Source organism: Streptomyces sp. NBC_00076 (assembly GCF_045041235.1).
Lineage (GTDB): Bacteria > Actinomycetota > Actinomycetes > Streptomycetales > Streptomycetaceae > Streptomyces.
Genome location: NZ_CP108242.1, coordinates 6242189 through 6262326 on the forward strand (window position 1 = coordinate 6242189; position 20138 = coordinate 6262326).

19 protein-coding genes and 1 riboswitch are annotated in these 20138 nt (G+C 70.8%); of the genes, 9 read left to right on the plus strand and 10 right to left on the minus strand.

Annotated features, from left to right (window positions below; genetic code table 11):
* Nucleotides 1-83: 83 nt before the first annotated feature.
* The 3 genes from OHA64_RS28475 to OHA64_RS28485 all read right to left on the minus strand — a co-directional run bounded on the left by OHA64_RS28475 (nucleotide 84) and on the right by OHA64_RS28485 (nucleotide 4537).
* The gene (locus OHA64_RS28475; protein WP_405617741.1) at nucleotides 84-563 is read right to left on the minus strand and encodes a transglycosylase SLT domain-containing protein; all 480 of its coding nucleotides are present in this window, start codon (nucleotides 561-563) and stop codon (nucleotides 84-86) included.
* A gap of 5 nt (nucleotides 564-568) precedes the next feature.
* A riboswitch (cyclic di-AMP (ydaO/yuaA leader) is annotated at nucleotides 569-739 on the minus strand.
* Nucleotides 740-1021: 282 nt separating this feature from the next.
* Complete coding sequence (locus OHA64_RS28480) at nucleotides 1022-3016, minus strand: CocE/NonD family hydrolase (protein ID WP_405617743.1); 1995 nt, start codon at nucleotides 3014-3016, stop codon at nucleotides 1022-1024.
* 18 nt (nucleotides 3017-3034) lie between these two features.
* Complete coding sequence (locus OHA64_RS28485) at nucleotides 3035-4537, minus strand: peptide MFS transporter (RefSeq protein ID WP_405617745.1); 1503 nt, start codon at nucleotides 4535-4537, stop codon at nucleotides 3035-3037.
* A gap of 208 nt (nucleotides 4538-4745) precedes the next feature.
* Here OHA64_RS28485 and OHA64_RS28490 point away from each other — a divergent pair, with 208 nt between their 5' ends.
* The 4 genes from OHA64_RS28490 to OHA64_RS28505 all read left to right on the plus strand — a co-directional run bounded on the left by OHA64_RS28490 (nucleotide 4746) and on the right by OHA64_RS28505 (nucleotide 9286).
* The gene (locus tag OHA64_RS28490) at nucleotides 4746-5756 is read left to right on the plus strand and encodes a polyprenyl synthetase family protein (RefSeq protein WP_405617747.1); all 1011 of its coding nucleotides are present in this window, start codon (nucleotides 4746-4748) and stop codon (nucleotides 5754-5756) included.
* 243 nt (nucleotides 5757-5999) lie between these two features.
* The gene (locus tag OHA64_RS28495; protein WP_405617749.1) at nucleotides 6000-7256 is read left to right on the plus strand and encodes a LolA family protein; all 1257 of its coding nucleotides are present in this window, start codon (nucleotides 6000-6002) and stop codon (nucleotides 7254-7256) included.
* Nucleotides 7257-7311: 55 nt separating this feature from the next.
* A complete protein-coding gene (locus tag OHA64_RS28500) occupies nucleotides 7312-8298 on the plus strand; it encodes an ABC transporter ATP-binding protein (RefSeq protein WP_405617751.1) in 987 nt (328 codons plus the stop codon).
* Between the two features lie 91 nt (nucleotides 8299-8389).
* A complete protein-coding gene (locus tag OHA64_RS28505; RefSeq protein ID WP_405624149.1) occupies nucleotides 8390-9286 on the plus strand; it encodes an ABC transporter permease in 897 nt (298 codons plus the stop codon).
* 41 nt (nucleotides 9287-9327) lie between these two features.
* Here the strand turns inward: OHA64_RS28505 and OHA64_RS28510 are convergent, their stop codons facing one another.
* The 3 genes from OHA64_RS28510 to OHA64_RS28520 form a co-directional block, all read right to left on the minus strand.
* Complete coding sequence (locus OHA64_RS28510; RefSeq protein ID WP_405624150.1) at nucleotides 9328-9912, minus strand: flavodoxin family protein; 585 nt, start codon at nucleotides 9910-9912, stop codon at nucleotides 9328-9330.
* Nucleotides 9913-10023: 111 nt separating this feature from the next.
* Nucleotides 10024-11319, minus strand: coding sequence for an amidase family protein (locus OHA64_RS28515; protein WP_405617753.1), 1296 nt, complete (start codon nucleotides 11317-11319; stop codon nucleotides 10024-10026).
* Nucleotides 11316-11834: a DUF6668 family protein gene (locus OHA64_RS28520; RefSeq protein ID WP_405617755.1), complete on the minus strand. Its 519-nt coding sequence runs from the start codon at nucleotides 11832-11834 to the stop codon at nucleotides 11316-11318. Before OHA64_RS28520 ends, OHA64_RS28515 begins: the two co-directional genes overlap by 4 nt.
* A gap of 258 nt (nucleotides 11835-12092) precedes the next feature.
* On the opposite strand from OHA64_RS28520, the gene OHA64_RS28525 reads away from it, so the two are divergent.
* Nucleotides 12093-13829: a tetratricopeptide repeat protein gene (locus OHA64_RS28525; protein WP_405617757.1), complete on the plus strand. Its 1737-nt coding sequence runs from the start codon at nucleotides 12093-12095 to the stop codon at nucleotides 13827-13829.
* Nucleotides 13830-13895: 66 nt separating this feature from the next.
* Here the strand turns inward: OHA64_RS28525 and OHA64_RS28530 are convergent, their stop codons facing one another.
* Together OHA64_RS28530 and OHA64_RS28535 are read right to left on the minus strand one after the other, a co-directional pair.
* Nucleotides 13896-14846, minus strand: coding sequence for a M28 family metallopeptidase (locus tag OHA64_RS28530; protein WP_405617759.1), 951 nt, complete (start codon nucleotides 14844-14846; stop codon nucleotides 13896-13898).
* Between the two features lie 164 nt (nucleotides 14847-15010).
* A complete protein-coding gene (locus tag OHA64_RS28535; protein WP_405617762.1) occupies nucleotides 15011-15484 on the minus strand; it encodes a VOC family protein in 474 nt (157 codons plus the stop codon).
* Between the two features lie 21 nt (nucleotides 15485-15505).
* Here OHA64_RS28535 and OHA64_RS28540 point away from each other — a divergent pair, with 21 nt between their 5' ends.
* Nucleotides 15506-16153: a CGNR zinc finger domain-containing protein gene (locus OHA64_RS28540; RefSeq protein ID WP_405617764.1), complete on the plus strand. Its 648-nt coding sequence runs from the start codon at nucleotides 15506-15508 to the stop codon at nucleotides 16151-16153.
* A 190-nt stretch (nucleotides 16154-16343) separates the two neighbouring features.
* Complete coding sequence (locus tag OHA64_RS28545) at nucleotides 16344-16523, plus strand: hypothetical protein (RefSeq protein ID WP_405617766.1); 180 nt, start codon at nucleotides 16344-16346, stop codon at nucleotides 16521-16523.
* A gap of 29 nt (nucleotides 16524-16552) precedes the next feature.
* Here the strand turns inward: OHA64_RS28545 and rarD are convergent, their stop codons facing one another.
* Nucleotides 16553-17716: an EamA family transporter RarD gene (gene rarD / locus OHA64_RS28550; protein WP_405617768.1), complete on the minus strand. Its 1164-nt coding sequence runs from the start codon at nucleotides 17714-17716 to the stop codon at nucleotides 16553-16555.
* Nucleotides 17717-17872: 156 nt separating this feature from the next.
* Nucleotides 17873-18727 carry an NAD(P)H-binding protein gene (locus tag OHA64_RS28555; RefSeq protein WP_405617770.1) on the minus strand — a complete coding sequence of 285 codons (855 nt, stop codon included), beginning with the start codon at nucleotides 18725-18727 and terminating at the stop codon, nucleotides 17873-17875.
* A 319-nt stretch (nucleotides 18728-19046) separates the two neighbouring features.
* Here OHA64_RS28555 and OHA64_RS28560 point away from each other — a divergent pair, with 319 nt between their 5' ends.
* Both OHA64_RS28560 and OHA64_RS28565 read left to right on the plus strand, forming a co-directional pair.
* Complete coding sequence (locus OHA64_RS28560) at nucleotides 19047-19610, plus strand: DUF6082 family protein (protein WP_405617773.1); 564 nt, start codon at nucleotides 19047-19049, stop codon at nucleotides 19608-19610.
* Between the two features lie 158 nt (nucleotides 19611-19768).
* Nucleotides 19769-20026, plus strand: a complete 258-nt coding sequence (locus tag OHA64_RS28565) for a hypothetical protein (RefSeq protein ID WP_405617775.1) — start codon at nucleotides 19769-19771, stop codon at nucleotides 20024-20026.
* Nucleotides 20027-20138: the final 112 nt, after the last annotated feature.

Here is a 20138-nt window from a genome sequence, read left to right on the forward strand (position 1 = left end):
AGTGGCCTGGATGGCCTGAGCGGCCGGTCGCCCGGCCCGCCGGAAAGGGCTCACCGCCGTGAGGGCTTGTCGCCGCGAAGGGCTCAGTACGCGCCCCACACGTTGTCGATCGAGCCGTACCGCGCGGCCGCGTAGTTGCAGGCGGCGGTGATGTTCGCGACCGGGTCGTACGGGTTCCACGAGGTGCCGGCCACGTGGTACGCCTGGAAGGTCGGGTCGATGGTCTGGAGCAGGCCCTTGGACGGCGTGCCCGCGGCGGCGTTGGAGTCCCAGAGGTTGATGGCGTACGGGTTGCCCGAGGACTCACGGATGACGTTGCGGTAGATGCCGTAGTACGAGCCCGGAATCTTGTGGTCCGCCATGACCTGGAGCGACGCCCGGATCCAACCGTCGAGGTTGTCGGCGTAGCCCAGCGAGGAGGCGGTGGTCACGGTCGGGGTGGCCGCCGACGCGGTGGTCGCGCCGATGATCGGGAGCGCCAGTACGGCGACTCCGGTGCCCGCGACGGCGAGCTTGCGGGCGAGGCGGGCGGTCTTGGAGTGACGGTGCTGACCTGCGGACATGGGGACGTTCCTCTCCGTCGCCTGCGAGGTGAGCTGTCGGGTTCGGGCGGGAGTTGCCCGGCCGTGCCGCCGGGAAGCGACACGACTTCACCCCAAGCCGTCCCGGAATGTCCTGAAACATCCGGACCGGCGGCTTACCTGGGTCCCCCGCTCCTGCCGTGCGGTGTTCGTCGATGGGTGTCCTTATGGGCGGCGGCAGGATTCGGCGTCCGCCCGACAGGCCGGGAACGTATGCGAGAGCACATGTCCGAAACAAGTAGCTGATTCACACAACGCACCCATTGACCTTGGTCTGAGGCATATGGGGCGCTTGATCCTTTGCTGTTGCCAAGACTCAACTGGCGTGCAGGGCAAGGGGAAGCGTGGAGATGCGCGAGCCGGCGCGCGCCCGGTCGTGAGTGACCCAAGTCACGGCCGGGCGCAAGAGCGGCAAATCGGGCAATGGGCCCAACTCATAGTCAACCGGCAGTCCGTGGGATCCGCTTCTCCCAGGTCCGGTGGAAGACCACCTCGCCGCCGTCCGTGCAGATCACCTCGTTCGAGGTGTGGAAGTCCTCTCCGTCACAGGTGAGCTCCGATCGGGTACGCACCGTCGCCTCCCAGCCGAGCTCCGGCCGGTGCAGCCGCACCGACCAGTCCGAGCGGGCGCGGGCCGACAGGGGGTCCGCCTCGTCGATCGTGTACGTCTCCAGCGCGTCCTCGGCGAACTCCAGCCCGTCGGGATACACCCGGGTGCCGCCGTAGCGCGGATCGACCTCCAGTCGCCACTCGCCCTTGGCCACGTCCCGCACGACCAGCCGCTCCGGACGGGGCTCGTCCAGCGTGACGGGGTGGGCGACGCCGAGCGGCTCCGACTGCTCCGGTTCCTCGAAGGTGACTGATCCGTCCATCTCGTGGTCGCGCACCGGGAGTTCGAGCACGCTGTCGGCCGGGTCCAGGGTGAAGCCCGCCGCGGATTCCGGCTGCGGCCAGATCCACGGCCAGTACGCGGAGGAGACGGCCAGCCGGATGCGGTGGCCGGCCGGGAAGGCGTGGCCGATGCCGTTCAGCTCGAACTCGACGTCCTCCGTGGCACCCGGCGTCCACGGCACCGCCCGGTCCCGCCCCTGGCGTGCGGACAGGTTCAGCACACCCCGGGTGACCAGGGTGGAGGAGCCGTCCGGGGCGACATCGCAGACACGGGCGATCACCTGGCCGCGCGGCACCTCGGAGCTCAGCCTGAGCCGCACCCTCGGCCGCCCCAGCACCCAGGTCTCCTCACCCACCTCGAACTCGAAGCACACCGACCGCGCGTCCTCCTCCCGCTGGTCCGGCGGCAGGTCGGCGTCGTTCCCGAACGGAAAGAAACGGCCGGCGTCGATGCCGGTGTGCTGCGGGGAGCGGACCAGCCGCGGGGCGCCCTGAAGGGCGTACGAGACGGTCGAGACGTGGGGGGAGGGCCAGGCCGGCTCGCCGACCCAGCGGCCGGGCAGGGTGTCGTAGACCGTGGCCGGGGGGTGCGAGTCGCTGACGTAGGCGCGCAGGAGGGGGTCGTCGAGAACGCCCGTGTCCTTTCCCTTCAGCCAGTGGTCCCACCAGCGCAGGGTCTCCTGGAGGAAGCCGATCGCGGGGCCGGGCGGCAGACCACGGTCGGGATACTGGTGGGACCAGGGGCCGATCAGGCCGCGCACCCGGTCGGGCGGCAGGTGCTCGACGAGCCTGAGCACGGTGTCGCGGTACGGGTCGTGCCAGCCGCCGACCGCCAGCACGGCCGCGTCGATCGCGCCGTAGTCCTCGCAGACGCTGCCGTGCCGCCAGTAGCGGTCCCGGGTCTGGTGGTCGAGCCAGGTGTGGATGAAGGGCTCGACCTCCTCCAGCCGCTCCAGCCACATCTGTCGCCATGCCTCCCCGGCGTACCGCGGGTCCGGCGGCCGTGACACGAAGGCGAGCATGGTGGCCGCCCAGGCGTGCATGTCCACCGCGAGGACGGAACCTCCCATGTAGTGCACGTCGTTGTCATAGCGGTCGTCGGTGGAGCAGACGGTGACGACCGCTTTGAGCGGTTCGGGTGCGAGGGCCGCGATCTGGAGGGAGTTGAAGCCGCCCCAGGAGATGCCGAACATGCCGACCCGGCCGTCGCACCAGGGCTGCGCCGCCAGCCAGTTGACGACCTCGACGCCGTCGGCCAGCTCGGTGGCGGAGTACTCGTCGCCGGGAACGCCCTCGCTGTTGCCGTGCCCGCGGACGTCCACTCGTACGGAGGCGTAGCCGTGGCCCGCGTACCAGGGATGGCGTTGCCAGTCGCGGGGTGCGGTCCAGTCGGTCAGCCGGTAGGGCAGATATTCGAGGATCGCGGGTACTGGTTCGTCCGTGAGGGGACGCCACACGCGTGCGTAGAGGAGGGTCCCTTCCGGCAGCGGGATGCGGAGGTCCTCGTGGGTCGTCTCGTAGGGGAAGGACGTACGGATGTGCATGAGGGTGACCCCGTGAGTTCAGTGGACCGGGTGCATGGTGCGGCGCAGCCAGGGCGCGGCGGCCAGCACGGCCAGGCCCGCGGCCACCGCGAGCGCACCGTTGACGCCGAAGTAGGCCTGCTTGGAGATGTCGTCGTAGAGCTTCACCGTCTGGGCCTGGATGCCGTTGGCGAGCGCGAGGGACAGCATCCAGAGCGACATGGTCTGGCTGGAGAAAGCGGCCGGGGCGAGCTTGCTGGTGGCCGACATGCCGGAGGTCTCCAGCAGGATGTCGCCGAGGCCGAGCAGCAGGTACGAGCCGACGATCCACCAGGCGGACATCAGGTAGTCGTCGGAGGCGTGCCCGGAGGTGGGAAGGGCCATCAGCAGAAAGGACAGTCCGCCCAGGACGACCCCGATCGCGATCTTGTTGGAGGCGTGCGGCTGGCCGCGGCCCATGCGGACCCAGAGCGCGGCGACCACGGGCGCCAGAGCGACCTCGAAGGCGCCGAGCGCGGAGGCGTACCAACTGGCGGGGAAGTCGAAGCCGAGGATGGTCGTCTCGGCGTTCGACGCGGCCAGCAGCATCATCGTCGAGTACGCCTGGAACAGGATGAAGTTGAAGGCGGTGGAGGCGAGGAAGAGCACGACGTACGGGCGCAGTCGGCCGCGTTCCTCGGCGGTCACGCGGGGGCTCCTGAACATCACCGCGAAGTACACGACCGGGGCGATCACCGATACCAGGGTGAGCAGGTCGACGAAGCGGGCCATGGTGAGCAGGCCCGCCATGGCGAGGGCGGTCGCGAGCACCGCCACGGCCACGATCCCCGCCACGATCAGCCGGACCGCGCGGCGCAGCGCGTCGGGCGCGAGGGCGAACTCGGCCGCGTTCCGGCGTCCGGCCAGGTGGCGGCGTCCCAGGACGTACTGGATCAGTCCGAACGTCATGCCGATCGCCGCCGCCGAGAAGCCCCAGTGCCAGCCCTGGTGGTCACCGAGCCAGCCGGTGATCAGCGGGCCCGCGAAGGCGCCGATGTTGATCGCCATGTAGTAGAGCGCGAAGCCGGCGTCACGGCGGTCGTCGTCGGTGGCGTAGAGCTTGCCGACCAGGGTGGCCGCGTTGGGCTTCAGCAGACCCGTGCCGGCGCTGATCAGGCCCAGCCCCACCCAGGTCATGGCGGCCGTGGGCACGGCCATGGCGTAGTGGCCGCAGGCGATCAGGACGCCGCCCCACAGCACCGCGCGGTACGAGCCGAGGATGCGGTCGGCGAGCCAGCCGCCGGCGACGGAGACCAGGTAGACGAGCGTGCCGTAGGCGGCGGAGACGGAGGCGGCCGTTCCGGCCGACATGCCCAGGCCGCCATGTGCGACCGTGTCGGCGAAGTAGAGGACGAGGATGGCCTGCATGCCGAGGAACGAGAAGCGTTCCCAGACCTCGAGACCGGAGAGGGTGAGCAGGCCCCCCGGGTGGCCGAAGAAGGCGCGGTCGTTCTTGGAGGTCGGCGGACTGCCGGGGGAGGCATCGGCGCTGGTTCGGGACACGCTTGGCTACTTCCGTACAAGTCGGTACATACCAGTTTGTTATCAAGTGATCAAAAAGATGCCGGCAGTGATCCGATACCGCCCAGGCTGGACGGGCAGGCCCTATCGGTGATCGAAACGTGACCGGATACGCTGACTTGAGTGAGGGCAGCGACCTATCGACAAACCGTGTAATCGCCAGCAGACACCAGCAGACAGGAGATCCTTCGTGACCGTCGTCGGGCCGTTTGGGCTGAGCGTGCGGGACCAGGCTCTGGAAGCCGATGTCCAGGCCGGATTGGCGGCTGTCGAGGAGGGACTGCTCGAAGCCACCAAGAGCGAGGTTCCCTTCATCACGGAGGCCGCCCAGCATCTGGTGAGGGCGGGCGGAAAGCGTTTTCGGCCATTGCTCGTGATGCTTGCTGCCCAGTTCGGTGATCCCTATGCACCCGGAATCGTGCCGTCGGCGGTGGTCGTCGAGCTGACCCACCTGGCGACGCTGTACCACGACGACGTCATGGACGAGGCCGAGGTGCGGCGCGGGGTGGACAGCGCGAACACCCGCTGGGGCAACTCGGTCGCCGTCCTCACCGGTGACTTCCTGTTCGCGCGTGCCTCGCACATCCTGGCCGACCTCGGGCCCGAGGCGGTCCGGGTCCAGGCCGAGGCGTTCGAGCGCCTGGTCACCGGGCAGATCCTGGAGACCGCGGGCCCCCAGGACGGCCGCGACCCGGTCGAGCACTACCTCGATGTCCTCGGCGGCAAGACGGGATCGCTGGTGGCGGTGTCGTGCCGCTTCGGAGCGATGATGTCGGGCGCCGACGAGACGGTGGTCGACGTGCTGACGCAGTACGGCGAGCGGCTGGGAGTCGCCTTCCAGCTCGCGGACGACGTCCTGGACATCGCCTCCGACTCCCACGAGTCCGGCAAGACCCCGGGCACCGACCTGCGCGAGGGCATCCCGACCCTGCCGGTCCTGCGGCTGCGTGAACGGGCGGCCCGGCTGGGCCTGGCGGAGGACATCGCCCTGTGCGAGCTGCTGGACTCCGACCTCACCGACGACGAACGGCACGCGAAGGCGCTGGCCGGCCTGCGCGCGCACCCCGCGCTGGAACAGGCCCGCCGTGACACGGTCCGCTACGCGCAGGACGCCCGCTCCGCGCTGGCACCGCTGCGCGAGTGCGACGCGAAACTGGCGCTCATGGAGATGTGCGACGCGGTGGTCCACCGAGCGGGATAGCGACCCCGTCCGAGGCGGCGCCTCCTCACGTCCCCTAGGGGACGTGAGGAGGCGCCGCCTCCGTCTGTCATACCGGAGGTGTACGTGGAGTTGAGCCCGCGGGTTGACGCATCTTCACGGCCGATTTGGTCAGATGGACACCACGGAAAACACCACTCCTCACCGATTCGGGTGAGAATGGCGGCTACGGGGTGGACGTAGGGGAGTTGCACAGCCGCCGCCGACGACGGAGGTAAGGCACACATGGCACCGTACGAATCCGACGACAGCACGACTGCCGCGGAGGTCGACGACAGGTCCACGCGGAGGCGCAAGGCCGCGCGGTACGTCGTCCCGGTCGCGGTGGTGGGGGTGGCGGCGGCGACCATCGGCCTCGTCCCCGCACTCGCCGACTCCGGCGATCCCGACCTGCCGAAGATCAGCGCCCAGGAACTCATAGAGAAGATCGCCGCCTCGGACGTACAGCAGTTGTCCGGGACGGTGAAGATCAGCACGGATCTCGGACTGCCCGACCTCGGCGGCCTGGAGAGCAGCCTGACCTCCGGCGCCATGGAGTCGGGCAAGGGCGACGGGTCCTCCGCCGACCCGTCCGCCAAGCTGACCGAGCTCGCAACCGGCACCCACACGCTGCGCGTCGCGGCCGACGGCCCGGACCGGCAGAAGCTGTCGTTGCTGGAGAGCGGCTCCGAGTACAGCGTGATCCACAACGGCAAGGACGTCTGGGGCTACGACAGCAAGTCGAACGAGGTCTACCACGCCACCGGGTCCGACAAGGCGGCGGCCGAGAAGGAACGGGACGTCCCGGCCACGCCCAAGGACCTCACCGAGGACGCCCTCAAGGCGGTCGACGACACGACCTCCGTCACCGTCGACGGCACCGCGCAGGTCGCGGGCCGCGATGCCTACCGCCTCGTCATCAAGCCCAAGGCCTCCGGCTCCACCGTCGGTCAGATCACCGTGGCCGTGGACTCGAAGACCGGGCTGCCGCTGAAGTTCACGCTGACCCCGTCGAGCGGCGGCGCCGCCGTCGTGGACGCGGGCTTCACCCAGGTCGCCTTCGGCAAGCCGGCCGCCTCCACCTTCGACTTCACCCCGCCCAAGGGCGCGAAGGTCACCGAGGGTGAGAAGGGCGAGAAGGGCAAGAACGGCTGGAAGGGCGAGAACGGCGCGAAGGGCTGGAAGGGCGAGCACGACTCGCCGGGCGCCAAGCCCGAGGAGGACCTCGGCAAGGGGCTCGACGGTCTCAAGGTCATCGGCGAGGGCTGGAACTCCGTCGCCGTCTTCGACACCGGCGGCGAGGGCATGCCCAGCGGCTCCGAGGCCGGCGGCGACCTCGGCGGCTTCCTCGGCTCGCTCGGCGACAAGGTCACCGGCAAGTTCGGCTCGGGCACGGTCTTCTCGACCCGCCTGGTCAACGCCCTGATGACCGACGACGGCAAGGTCTACGTCGGCGCGGTCGACAAGGCCGCCCTGGTCAAGGCGGCCGACGCGGGGCGGTAAGGCCCGTCCGCGCACGCGGCGAGTACCGTGCGCGCACGACGAATCGAGGGAGCCGATGGGCGAAACGTCCGCCACGGAACCGGAGTCGGAGCCGGATCCTCAGGGTGTGGATGACAGTGTCATCCACACCCGTGCGCTCACCAAGCGCTACCGCGGCGGACAACTCGCCGTCGACGGTCTCGACCTGACCGTCCCGGCGGGCAGCGTCTTCGGCTTCCTCGGTCCGAACGGCTCCGGCAAGACCACCACCATCCGCATGCTGATGGGGCTCATCGAGCCCACCTCGGGGGCGGCCCGGGTCCTGGGCCGCCCCATGCCGCGCTCCTCGCGCGCCGTGCTCCCGCACGTCGGCGCCCTCATCGAGGGCCCCGCTCTCTACGGCTTCCTCTCCGGCCGCCAGAACCTGACGCGGTACGACGCCGCCGACCCGACCGCCGACCCGCGCACCCGGGCCAACCGCGTCGCGGCGGCACTGGACCGGGTGGGACTGGCGGCCGCCGCCGGCAAGAAGGCGAAGGCGTACTCACTGGGCATGAAGCAGCGCCTCGGTCTCGCTGCCGCCCTGCTCCAGCCGCGCAAGCTGCTCGTTCTCGACGAGCCGACCAACGGCCTCGACCCGCAGGGCATGCGCGAGATCCGCTCCCTGATCCGGGAGCTGGCCTCCGACGGCACAACCGTCTTCCTCTCCTCCCACCTGCTCGACGAGATCGAACAGGTCTGCACCCACGCGGCCGTGATGGCACAGGGCCGCCTGATCATCCAGGGCCCGGTGGCGGACCTGTCGGCGGGCACCCGCGGCCGGCTGGCCGTGACGACCCCGGACGCGGGGGAGGCGGCACGGGTGCTGAAGGAACAGGGGGCCTCGGACGTGGTCGTCACGGACGACCTGGTGACCGCCGAGCCGCCGGACCGCGATCTCGCCGACGTGAACGCGGCACTGGTGACGGCGGGCGTCCGCGTCCGCGGCTTCGGCCTCGAACGGGCCTCCCTGGAGGACGCGTTCGTGGCCCTGACGGGGGAGGGCTTCGATGTCGCGGGCTGACGCCGAGCGAGCTGAGGTCGAGCGGGCTGACGCCGAGCGGGCCGAGGTCGAGAGGGCGGGGATGGAGCGGGCTGAGGTCGAAACGTCGGGTATGGGGCGGGCGGGGATCGAGCGGTCCGGCACCGCGTCGACCGCAGCCGCACGCACTCCTTCTGTGCTGTGGACCCTGGGGCTTTTCCGCAACGAACTGCTGACCACCTTCCGGCGCTGGCGCACCCTCGCGCTGCTCGGAGTGCTGGCGGCCGTGCCGATCCTGGTCGGGATCGCCGTGAAGATGGAGACCAGTGGCAACTCGGGAGCCGGCCCTGGCGGCGGAGGTCCGGCGTTCATCTCGCAGATCACCAACAACGGCCTGTTCCTGGTCTTCACCGCGCTCGCCGCGACACTCCCGTTCTTCCTGCCGATGGCGATCGGCGTCATCGCGGGCGACGCGATCGCCGGCGAGGCCAACGCGGGCACCCTGCGCTACCTCCTGGTCGCCCCCGCCGGCCGCAGCCGCCTCCTCCTCACCAAGTACGCGACGGTGATGGTCTTCTGCCTGGTCGCCACCCTGGTGGTCGCGATCTCGGCCCTGACGGTCGGAGCGCTGCTCTTCCCGCTCGGCGACCTGATCACGATCTCCGGCACCCGGATCAGCTTCGTCGACGGTCTCGGCAGGGCCCTGCTGATCGCCCTGGTCGTCGCCGCGTCACTGATCGGCGTGGCGGCCCTGGGCCTGTTCGTCTCCACCCTGACCAGCAGCGGCATCGCGGCGATGGCGACCACCGTGGGCCTGCTGATCACCATCCAGATCCTCGACCAGATCCCCCAACTCCACGCGCTCCAGCCGTACTTCTTCTCCCACTACTGGCTGTCCTTCGCCGACCTCATGCGTGACCCGGTGTACTGGGACGACCTGGTGAAGAACCTCGGCCTCCAGGCCCTCTACGCGGCGGTGTTCGGCTCGGCGGCCTGGGCCCGCTTCACGGCGAAGGACGTGACGTCCTAGAGGTGACGTGACCTCCTGGAAGTGACGTGACCTCCAGGAGGTCATTCGGTCTCGTACGGGAAGCGGGCGAGGGGCGGTTCCTGTGCGAAGAAGGTCTTGGCACGGGCCAGTGCCCCGGTGTCCCTCAGTACGTCACCGGGCTTGCTGCCGTTGCCGAGCAGGACTCCGCCGAACCGCATTCCCATGTACGCGGCCGAGTTGTTGAGCGTGCCGACCAGCGGGTCGGCCACCTCGCCCTCCTCGTGCGCGAGCGCGGTGACGCCCCAGAGGGTGCGGCCGGCCAGCGTGGCCTTGAAATCCAGGCCGGGGGTGCGCAACCAGCCCGACCAGTGGTCCAGGTAGCGCTTGGTGTGGGCGGAGACGGCATACCAGTACAGCGGCGACGCGATCACGAGGTCCGTCGCCGCGAGCGTGGCGTCGAGCAGCAGCGCCAGGTTGCCCTCGGTGGGGCGGGTGTGGTCGCTGTCGTGCCGCAGGTCCTCGAAGTCGGGGACGGGATGCTCGGCGAGGTCGATCCACTGTTGCTCGACGTCCGCGGGGAGCTGTTCGGCGGCCCTGCGGGCCAGGAGTTCGGTGTTGCCGTCCTGGCGGGCGCTGCCCAGGACGAACAGGAAACGGCGGGTCATAAGGGTCCCCCAGCGGTCGACGGTCGTCAGCTGTGCGCGCACGCACCCCGCATGCGCGCACACCCTGCACGCATAGCGGTGTGCATGCGTACGCATCTTATGCACATGCAATCAATACGCGCAATCAGCCGTCGTGCCGTCGAGCGTCACCAGCAGCAGATCCTCCCGCCCACGCGGTGCCACAAGCTGGAGCCCGACCGGGCAGCCGTCCGCCCCGAACCCCGCCGGAACACTGACCGTCGGATGCCCACTCAGGTTGAACGCCCAGGTCAGGGAGGTGGAATAGCGCTCGCCCGGCCCCTCGTGCCCGTGCGGTGGGATGGGGGTGGTCGGCGTCAGCAGCAACTCGGCGTCGGCGAAGAGCGCGTCCAGGCTCCGGTCGTTCGCCGCCCGGACGCGGTGGGCGACGGCGAGATCCGCACCGGGTGTGCGCAGCGCGAGCCAGGCGGGCGCCGGGTCTTCGAGACGAAGGTCGGTGCGCGGTCGTACGAGGCGTACGGCGCCGGAGTCCGCGAGACGTACGGCCGCGGCGTGGGCGATCGCCACGATCTCGGGGTCGGGGTCGGCGAAGCCGAGGGCGGGGGACCAGACGGCGGATGGGGGAGTCGTGGAGGTCCCGAGCGTCGAGGTCGTGGCCGTAGGGGCCGTCGTGGCGGAGTCGGTGCCCGGATGCCGCGCCGCCCCGCTCATCGCCCGCCAGTACGCCGCCGCGTCCGCAAGGTGCCGGGCCAGGACACCGGGCGCGGTGAGTCCCGTACGGTCGGCCGTCGGCAGCCGGCCGTTGCTGACTTTCAGCCCGATCACACCGCACCAAGCCGCCGGGATCCGCACCGAGCCCGCCCCGTCACTGCCGGTCGCCAACGGCACCAGCCCCGCCGCGACCGCCGCCGCGGACCCTGCCGAGGAACCGCCAGGGGTGCGGTCGGCCCGCCAGGGATTGACGGTACGGCCGTGAGCGCCAAGTCCCCAGGTCTGCCACGGAGTTCCGGGCCCGGGGACGGAGGTGGCACCCACGGCCACGCACCCGGCCGCGAGCAGCGGGCCCGCCGTACGCAGCCCGTGCCGTCCCTTCACCCCGATCGGAACGCCGGCCAGCGGGAGCACCTCCCCCGCGGCGACCCGAGCGTCCACCGCACGCGCCCATCCCGGGGCGGCCTCCTCCCACACCTCGGCGAACGCGCACAGGGCCGGCTCGGCCAGGCGGATCCGCTCCAGCGTCTCGGCGACCACGTCCACGGCGGACAGAGCGCGCGACCGTACGGCGAAGGCGATCTGCTCGGCGGAGAGGGAGGCGAGGGAGGAGAGAGAGGTGGAGGGGAAGAGGGACGGGGAGAGGGCCGGGGAGAGGGACGGGAAGGTGGAGAGGGGTGGGGAGCCGGTCGGGGAGACGCCATCGGCGTGGGTCATGCGGTCCTGGCGGTGAGCCGGGCCAGCGCGGCCGTCTCACGGGGCGGAGGGCCGGTCAGGTCGCCAAGGCGCCAGGCGGACACCCAGGGCACGCGGTACACGTCGATCACCGCCTCGATCACCTTGATCCGCTGCGCGAGCGGACGCGGCAGCCTTCCGGGCGCGTCCGCGACCAGCACGACCGCGTCGAGATCGAGCCCGGGCGGGGCCTCGCCGTGCCGGAAGACCTCCAGGGTGCGCAGCGCGGAACGCAGGCCGGACGCATGGGTACGGGCGACGAGCAGGACGGACCTCGGGGCGGCGGGCTCCGGCCAGTCGCGTCCGCAGTCGTGGCCGCCGTAGACGGTCGCGAGGGTGGAGGTGCCGGCGCCGCCGTGGGCGCCGACGAAGGAGTAGCGTCGGGGGGTCGCGCTGGCGTGGACGGGCTCCGGCGGGACCGGCTCCGGCGCGGGCACGGGCCCGCGGATCCAGATCTCCGGTCCGAGTGGTGCGTCCGTCCGCATACCTGTCCCCATCTGCGTGATCGTTCCTCGTCACTCCTTCCTACCCGGCGGCGCTCACGGGATTCGGGACCGCCTCTGACGAGGTGTGAGTTCCTGGAACGAGGCTGTGACGCCACAGTGACGTGAGAATCGCGGGCGAGCGGAGAGACTCGACAGTACGTGTACGACCGGATCTTGACGCTGGGGACGGAGTCCGACGGCGAGAGGGAGCACCATGGAACCCGAACGCGCTGTCCGGCGACTCTCCGACGCATCCGAGTGAGGGAACCGATGTCTCGACTCAGCCGTGACAAGAAGCGGGACCGCCAGGGGGACCACCAGCGGGACCATCAGGCGGGCCATCAACGGGCCGAGCGTCCGGCCGCCTCGGCGGCACCGATCGAGGTCCGCGTCCCCGGCGACGCCGGCCCGGGCTGCGCCTCCATCGGCGGTGTCCGGGTCGTCGCGGCTCCCGGCCAGGAGATCCAGCAGGCCGTGCTGAACCACCTTCACCGCGTCGCCCTCGCCACCGGTCACACCGTCCTGGCCACCATCCACGACACCCGCATCGGCTACGTGGTCCCCCTCCGCGTCACTCCTGAGGGGGCGAGCGACTTCAGTTCGGAGCCGGTGCGGATGGAATCGGCGGAGGAGCGGGACGATCGGGACGATCGGGGTGAGCGGGACCGGCGGAGTGATTCGGGGGAGCCGGAGGAGTCGGAGGAGTTGGCGGCACCCGGGACGTCGGCGGTCGCACCCGGTGTGCCGGGCGGCGGTGTCGAAGGGGCGGGAGTGTCGGCCACGTCAAGGGCCGCGACGTCGGGGGCCGCGGCACCTCTGCGGTCACCCGTCTGGCCGAAGGCGCCCGCGCCGGAGGACACCGACTGGCCGGCGCCGGCGTCCGACGTGCCCACCCCGCCGCTGCCCTCCGGCCCGCCCGTGGTTCCCGTACAGCCGCAGTGGGCGCAGTACGACAGGCCCACGCATCTGCCTCGGGAGGTGGCGGAGCCCATGCGGGACGAGGCGCCCACGTTTCGGATGCGGACCGTGTCGAGCGATGCCGTGCCCGAGAGGGCCGTGCCGGGTGACGCCATGCCCGAAGGGGCCGTGCCCGACGAGGCAACGTCCGACGAGGCAACGCCCGACGAGGCAACGCCCGACGGGACAACGTCCGACGACGAGGCCGCACCCACGTTCACCCTGCGTGCGCTACCGCAGCCGCAGCCGCTCCAGACCTCCGCCCCCGGCACGGTCGCCGCCCCGACAGGGGTGTTCGGCCCGCCGCCCGTGATGGACGCACCCTCCGCGCCCGCACCGGAGCGTGGACCCATGTCGTCCCCTGGGCGCTCACCGGAGCCCCCGCCCGTTGCCGCACCGGCCCCCGTCTCCGCCCCCGCACCACTCCCCACGCCCACACCACTTCCCACGCCCGCACCACTCCTCGCCCCCAAGCCCTCCGACGACCTCGGCCTCGACCCCGCCCCCAAACCCACTCCGCCCCGCGGCTTCGACGCCGTGGCCGAGGCCGTTCTCGGGGACGGCCCCCTCACCGCGCCCGGTGACGATGCAGAGCCCGCGTTGCTCGCCGAGCCGATGGGGCGGATCAACGAGGAGGTGAAGGCGGGGCGCACGGATGCCGCGGCGGAGTTGGCGGAGCGGACCGTGGCACAGGCCTCGGAGACGTTGGGGCCGGAGCACCCCGAAGTGCTGCGGCTGCGTGAACTGACCGCCTACATCGCCTACTTGGCGGGCGAACCGGTCCGCGCGTTCCGCCTCTCCCTGGACCTGGCCCACGTCCACCACCGCGCCCGGGACGCGGAGGCCGCGTACGCCAATGTGCAGAGCGCCTTCACCGCCTGGCGTGCCGTACGCGACCCGCGCGAGGGACTGGACCTGGGCCACGCCCTGATCGCCCTGTGGACCGAGCTCACATCCGAGGAGGGCCCGGCCGCCGACGACATCGAGCAGTTGGAGAAGGCCAACGCCCGCATGGGCCGACTCACCGACCGCGCCCGCGACAGCGACTGACCGCCACCCTGGGGCGGCGGAGGCCGCTGGTGCCGCGTCAGGCACGGCACCAGCTCGCCCGCACCGCTAGGCCGACAACTCCCACACCGCGTAGGCGATCGCGTCGCTGTTGCGGTCCAGCGCCGTGTCGTTGATGTTGGCCGTCGTGTCGCACGACGAGTGGTAGCAGCGGTCGAACGCCCGCCCCGAGGTCCCGCCCCACTTGGCCGCCTGCGCCGCCGTCTTGACGTAGTCGGCGCCGCTGAACAGCCCGCCCACCGGCACACCCGCGTTCTTGAAGGGCGCGTGGTCGGAGCGGCCGTCGCCCTCGGTCTCGATCTCCGTCGGCACGCCGAGCCCGGTGAAGTACGTCTTGAACGTCTTCTCGATGGCGGGGTCGTCGTCGTAGACGAAGTACCCGGGGTTCGGCGAGCCGATCATGTCGAAGTTCAGGTATCCGCTGATCCGTGAACGGTTCGCGGTGGAGAGGCTGTTGACGTAGTACCGGGAGCCCACCAGCCCCAGTTCCTCCGCGCCCCACCAGGCGAACCGCAGGTGCTTGGCGGGCTGGAAGTTCGCCCGGGACACGGCGAGCGCGGTCTCCAGGATCGCCGCCGATCCGGACCCGTTGTCGTTGATGCCCGCGCCGGACGTGACGCTGTCCAGGTGTGAGCCCGCCATGAGGACCTTGTTGGTGTCCCCGCCCGGCCAGTCGGCGATCAGGTTGTAGCCGACGCGGCCGGAGGACGTGAACTGCTGGATCGTCGTGGTGAATCCGGCGGCGTCGAGCTTGGCCTTCACGTAGTCCAGCGAGGCCTTGTAACCGGCGCGGCCGTGCGCGCGGTTGCCGCCGTTGGCGGTGGCGATGGACTGTAACTGCGTGAGATGTGCCTTGACCGCGGTCACGGATATGTCGGGCGCGGCGGCCACCGTCGGTCCGGCCGCGGGGGCCGCGTCGGCGAGGGATCCGCCGGCCAGGAGCGAGACGGCGGCGACGACGGCGGTGGCCGTGGCGCGCCCGGGAACCGAGAGCTGCATGTGGGGGGCTCCGAATTCCTGAGGGAATGAGTGACCGATGGTGAGGCTGAGGCTGAAGCTCCGTCAAGAGCGCAATCCGGTCAGGCCTGTTCGTATAGCGGAGCAATTCCGATCAGTGCTGTCCATATGGCGAGTGCTCAGGGCTGTTCCTGTGGCCCGGGCGCTCAGTGCACGCAGAACTCGTTGCCTTCCGGATCCGCCATCACCACCCACTCGCCTCCTGGTTCCTTCACCTCCCGCAGCACGCTCGCCCCGAGCTTCGTCAGCCGCTCGACCTCACCCGCGCGCCGCCCGTCGCCGGGGTGCAGGTCGAGATGGAGCCGGTTCTTGACCGTCTTCGCCTCCGGCACCCGCTGGAACAGCAGCCGCCGCCCCAGCCCGGTCCCGCTCTCCTCGTCGTACGGATCCTCGGGATGCCGTACGGCGATCAGGTCCCGCCAGGCACGGCGGCCGTGCGACTCGACGGTCAGTTCGGCCGGCGCGGCCCCGAGGTCCAGCAGTTTCTCGATGAGCGCGCTGTTGTCCTCGACCCGGTAGTTGAGCGCGGCGGCCCAGAAGTCCGCCTGCGCGTGCGGATCGCCGGCGTCGACGACGAGCTTCCAGTGCACGGGTCCGGATGAGGTCTGAGTCTGAGTCATATAACCAGTTATACTGGTTATATGGGCGAGCGTACTGCGGAATCGCCCGGACGGGTGCGTCCGGCTGCTTCCGTCGATTCCCCGGGCCTGATCCTGGTCTCGGGCGGCGGCAAGGCCTTCCGCTTCGACCCGGGCGCCCTGTGCATGGAGCTGGTGGCGACGGGCGGGCCGGGTGAGTTCGCGCGGTTCGAGGCACTGCACACACCGGCCGACCTGGTGACCTGGGCGGGCCGGAGCCGACTGCCGAACGGGCTTGAACTAGCCGTTACAGAGGGGGAGTTGGCGCAGGCGCGCGAGCTTCGTGACACCCTCTTCCTGCTCGCCGCGGACCGCGCCCACGGCCGCCCGCTCCAGCCGTCCCACCTTGACGCCGTCAACGCGGCCGCCGTCGAACCCCCGCTGGCCCCCCGTATCGCCCCGGACGGCACCCACGCCTGGGCCCAGGGCGCCACAGGTACCCACCTCCTGTCGACGGTCGCCCGGGACGCGATCGACCTGTTCACCGGCCTCTACGCCGACCGCGTCCGCGAATGCGGCTCCCGCACCTGCTGTCTGCTGTTCGTCGACACCTCGCGCCCCGGCCGCCGCCGCTGGTGCGCGATGGAGCACTGCGGGAACCGGGCGAAGGCGCGGGCGTTCCGGTCGCGGCAGCCGACCGAGGAGAGCTGACCTCCGCGTCCCGAGCCTCGTGTACGCGCTGTTCTGCGGCGGGTCTGGATGGCGCGGCCGTTTGCGGCGATGCTGCCCACGACGGTCCTCCGGTCCTCGCGTTCCTCCGGTCCTCGCGTTCCTCCGGTCCTCGCGGGCAGGGCCTTCGCGTCGGCGCCCGGGACGCTGAGGATCGCCGCGACCCGACGGGGTGGTCGGCTCCGGGCAGGCCTGGCGGGCGGGCTGCCGCGCGCTGTCCGACATCCTCGGCGAGACCGAGACCGAGACCGAGACCGAGACCGGGACCGAGACCGAGACCGAGACCGAGACCGTGCTGCTCGGCTTCGACGGGCCCCTCACCCGGCTGCCGCCACCCGGTTCGTCTCGGTGATCGACCGGGATCCCGGCGGTGACCGCCGTCTACGGCTTGGCGGCGGAGGGGCCCAGCGGTTCCGAGTCCAGCGGCTTCGAGTTCAGCGGTTCCGAGGCCAGCGGCTTCAGGTTCAGTGGCTCCGAGTTCAGTGGCTCCGGGTTCAGCGGTTCCGTGGCCGACGGCTTGGGGGCCGACCGCTTGGAGTCCGACGGCTTGGATCCGGAGGCGACGCCGCCCGCGTTCCGGGCGCCGCGCACCGTGCCTGTCGTTGTCGGCACGGCGGTGCCGGGCATGCCGGTCCCGGCCCTGAGTGTGCGGGCGGCGCGGCGGGCGGTGCGCAGGGCATCCCAGGTGAGCAGCGTCAGCGCCAGCCAGACCAGCGCGAACCCGGCCCAGCGCTCGGGCGGCATGGCCTCGTGGAAGTAGAGGATGCCGAGCATGAACTGGAAGGCCGGCGCGAGGTACTGCAGCAGCCCGAGCGTGGACAGCGGGACGCGGATCGCGGCGGCGCCGAAGCAGACGAGGGGGATCGCGGTGACGATGCCGGTCGAGGCGAGCAGGGCCGCGTGCCCCGCGCCCTCGGAGGCGAAGGTGGCGTCGCCCCGAGAGCCGAGCCACAGCAGGTAGGCGAGCGCGGGCAGGAACTGGATCGCGGTCTCTGCGGCCAGCGATTCCACGCCCCCCAGATTGACCTTCTTCTTCACCAGGCCGTACGTGGCGAAGGAGAAGGCGAGGGTCAGGGAGATCCACGGCGGCTGCCCGTACCCGACGGCGAGTACGAGGACGGCGGCGAAGCCGATGCCGACCGCCGCCCACTGCGCGGGCCGCAGCCGTTCCTTCAGGATCAGGACGCCCATCGCGATGGTGACCAGGGGGTTGATGAAGTACCCGAGCGAGGCCTCGACCACATGGCCCGAGTTCACAGCCCAGATGTAGACGCCCCAGTTCACGGTGATGACGGCCGCGGCCACCGCGATCAGCCCCAGCCTGCGCGGCTGCCGCAGCAGCTCACCGGCCCACGCCCAGCGCCGCACGGCGACCAGTGCGACGGCGACGAAGGCCAGGGACCACACCATCCGGTGGGCGAGGATCTCGACCGCCCCGGCAGGCTTCAGCAGGGGCCAGAAGAGCGGCACGAGCCCCCACATCCCGTACGCCGCGAAGCCGTTCAGCAGACCTATCCGGCCTTCACTCCTCGACGTCCCGGCCACGGGCCCTCCCTCTCGCGCTCTGCTCGCCTGCACGAAGGTAACGCCGAGCGCCCCCGCCTGTCATGTCCGTATCGGCATACGGTCATGACAGGGCGGGGGTGAGGTGCCCGAAGGCCCGACGGGGGAGTTCGGCCTCGAGGCGCCGGTCCGTTCAGGTCAGCCCTTGAGTGCGGTCGCGATCGCCTCGGAGAGGGGCGTGGTCGGGCGGCCGGCCAGGCGGGAGAGGTCGCCGGTGGACACGACCAGCTCGCCCTTCTCGATGGACGCGTCCACGCCGGCGAGGGTCGCGGCGAGCGGCTCGGGCAGCCCGGCACCGGTCAGGATCCCGGTGAGCGCCTCGACGGAGACGGGGCTGTAGGCGATCTCCTTGCCGGTCTGGCGGCTCAGCTCGGCCGCGTACTCGGCGAAGCTCCACGCCTCGTCGCCACCCAGCTCGTACGTCTTGTTCTCGTGCCCCTCGCCGGTCAGTACGGCGACCGCGGCGGCCGCGTAGTCGGCGCGCGAGGCGGAGGAGACCCGACCCTCGCCGGCGGCGGCCAGGACCACGTTGTGCTCAAGGACCGGGGCGAGGTTCTCGGTGTAGTTCTCGTGGTACCAGCCGTTGCGCAGCAGCGCGTAGGGCGCACCGGAGGTGAGGAGCGCCTCCTCGGTGCCGCGGTGGTCGTCGGCGAGACCGGCGGTCAGGCTGCCCGGGGCGCTGGTGTACACGAGCAGCGCCACACCGGCCGCCTTCGCGGCGGCTATGACGACCTGGTGCTGCTGGACGCGGCCCTTGTCGAACTCGTTGCCCGAGACGAGCAGCACCTTGTCGCCGGCGGCGAACAGCCCGTCGAAGGAGGCGGGGGTGTTGTAGTCGGCGAGGGCGATCTTCACGCCGCGGGCCGCGAGGTCGGCGGCCTTCTCCGCGTTGCGGACGACCGCGGTGATCTGGTCGGCCGGAACCTTCTCCAGCAGCTGCTCCACGACGTGGCGACCAAGGTGGCCGGTGGCTCCGGTGACGACGATGCTCATGATGAGGACTCCTTGTGGGGTGCGGTGTCGCTAACCATAGGGGATGCGCTAACTCTTCGAAAGTACCCACTTTGAAGTAAGTACCCCCCCCTGGGAGTAAGTGCCCCTGCCGCGCCCAGCGGGTGGCGCCTGCGGGGCACACGCATGTCAGGGTGCTGGTCGGCCGAAGCCTCATGTCCATCCATGCGCCCCCTCTCCGCCTCCCGTGCCGACCCGAGTCCCTGGGCATGCTGAGGTGTGGAGTGCTACGCCCACGGTGCGACCGGCTTGCGAGCCACCGCTCGGCGCACGGATACCGGATCCAGGGGGATGCCTTGACATGGCCACATGGAATCTGGCCGCGCGCAGTATCGGTTCTGCGGTAGTGGCGGGGCTGGGCTTCTTACGGACATCTCTCGCCTGGGGTACGCGCCGAAAGCGCCGGCAGGACGTCCTGCTGGCGCTGCTGCGACAGCTCGAAGTGATGACCGAGGAGATTCACCGGGCGAACCTGATTCAGCAGTACCGCCTCACGGTGGACCAGATGAACCGGACGATCGACGACCCCTCCCTGGCGGACGCGTCGAGCACCCTGACCGACCTGACCGAGGGCAAGCGACGCCAACTGCTCTTCGCCAACCGGCAGTACGGATCCCTGCTGCTGGCGCATCGCATCGGGGCATGCGGCTGGGACGAACTCCTCGGCCATCTGCGCGTGCTGTGTCGCAACGCCGTCTTCGCGGAGTACTGGGACCGTACGGCCGAGCACCGGCGAAGCATCCCCGCGGACTCGGTCGAGGCGCAGGTCGGTGCGGCGGTCGACATCATGATGGAGGAGCTTGCCGAGGACCCCGAGGAGTGGTGGATCGTGGGGCCGTCGGCGACCGGCGAACCGCCTGCCTGACGGGTAGGGCAGCGCTGCTGCCGAGTGCGTCGATGGTGAAGGGCCGCTGCCGTGCGAACGAAGGGAATTCTTGCCGTCAAGAGTGTCGAAGGCGGGGTTGACCATTGAGGATCTTGATAGCGTGACCGGACTGTCACCCTGTGGTAAAGAGGCTCCGAGTGCCCCGCGAATTCCCTGTCCCCAGCGTCGTCCGTCGCATCGGGGACCCGCCCAGGTTGAGGGGCAGCCAGACCTCGGAGACCTGCCCGGACCTCTTCGAACTGAGTGACGGCAACTTCGCCGTCATCGGCACCGAGGCCACGGCCGCGCTGGACCCCCACCTGCCCGCCGACGCGGCTCGCGCCGACTACGAACGGATCGTGGTCATCACCCGCGAGACCTTGATCCGCGCCAAGAGGGACATCCCCGACGTGTGACGACGGGCGGTGCATCCGTGCGCCCCCTGTGTCGTCGACTTGTCATCAGCTTGTCATCAGCCGCGAAAAGCTGAGCTGAGCCGAGCGGACTTCCTGACGCGTGGTCAGTCGC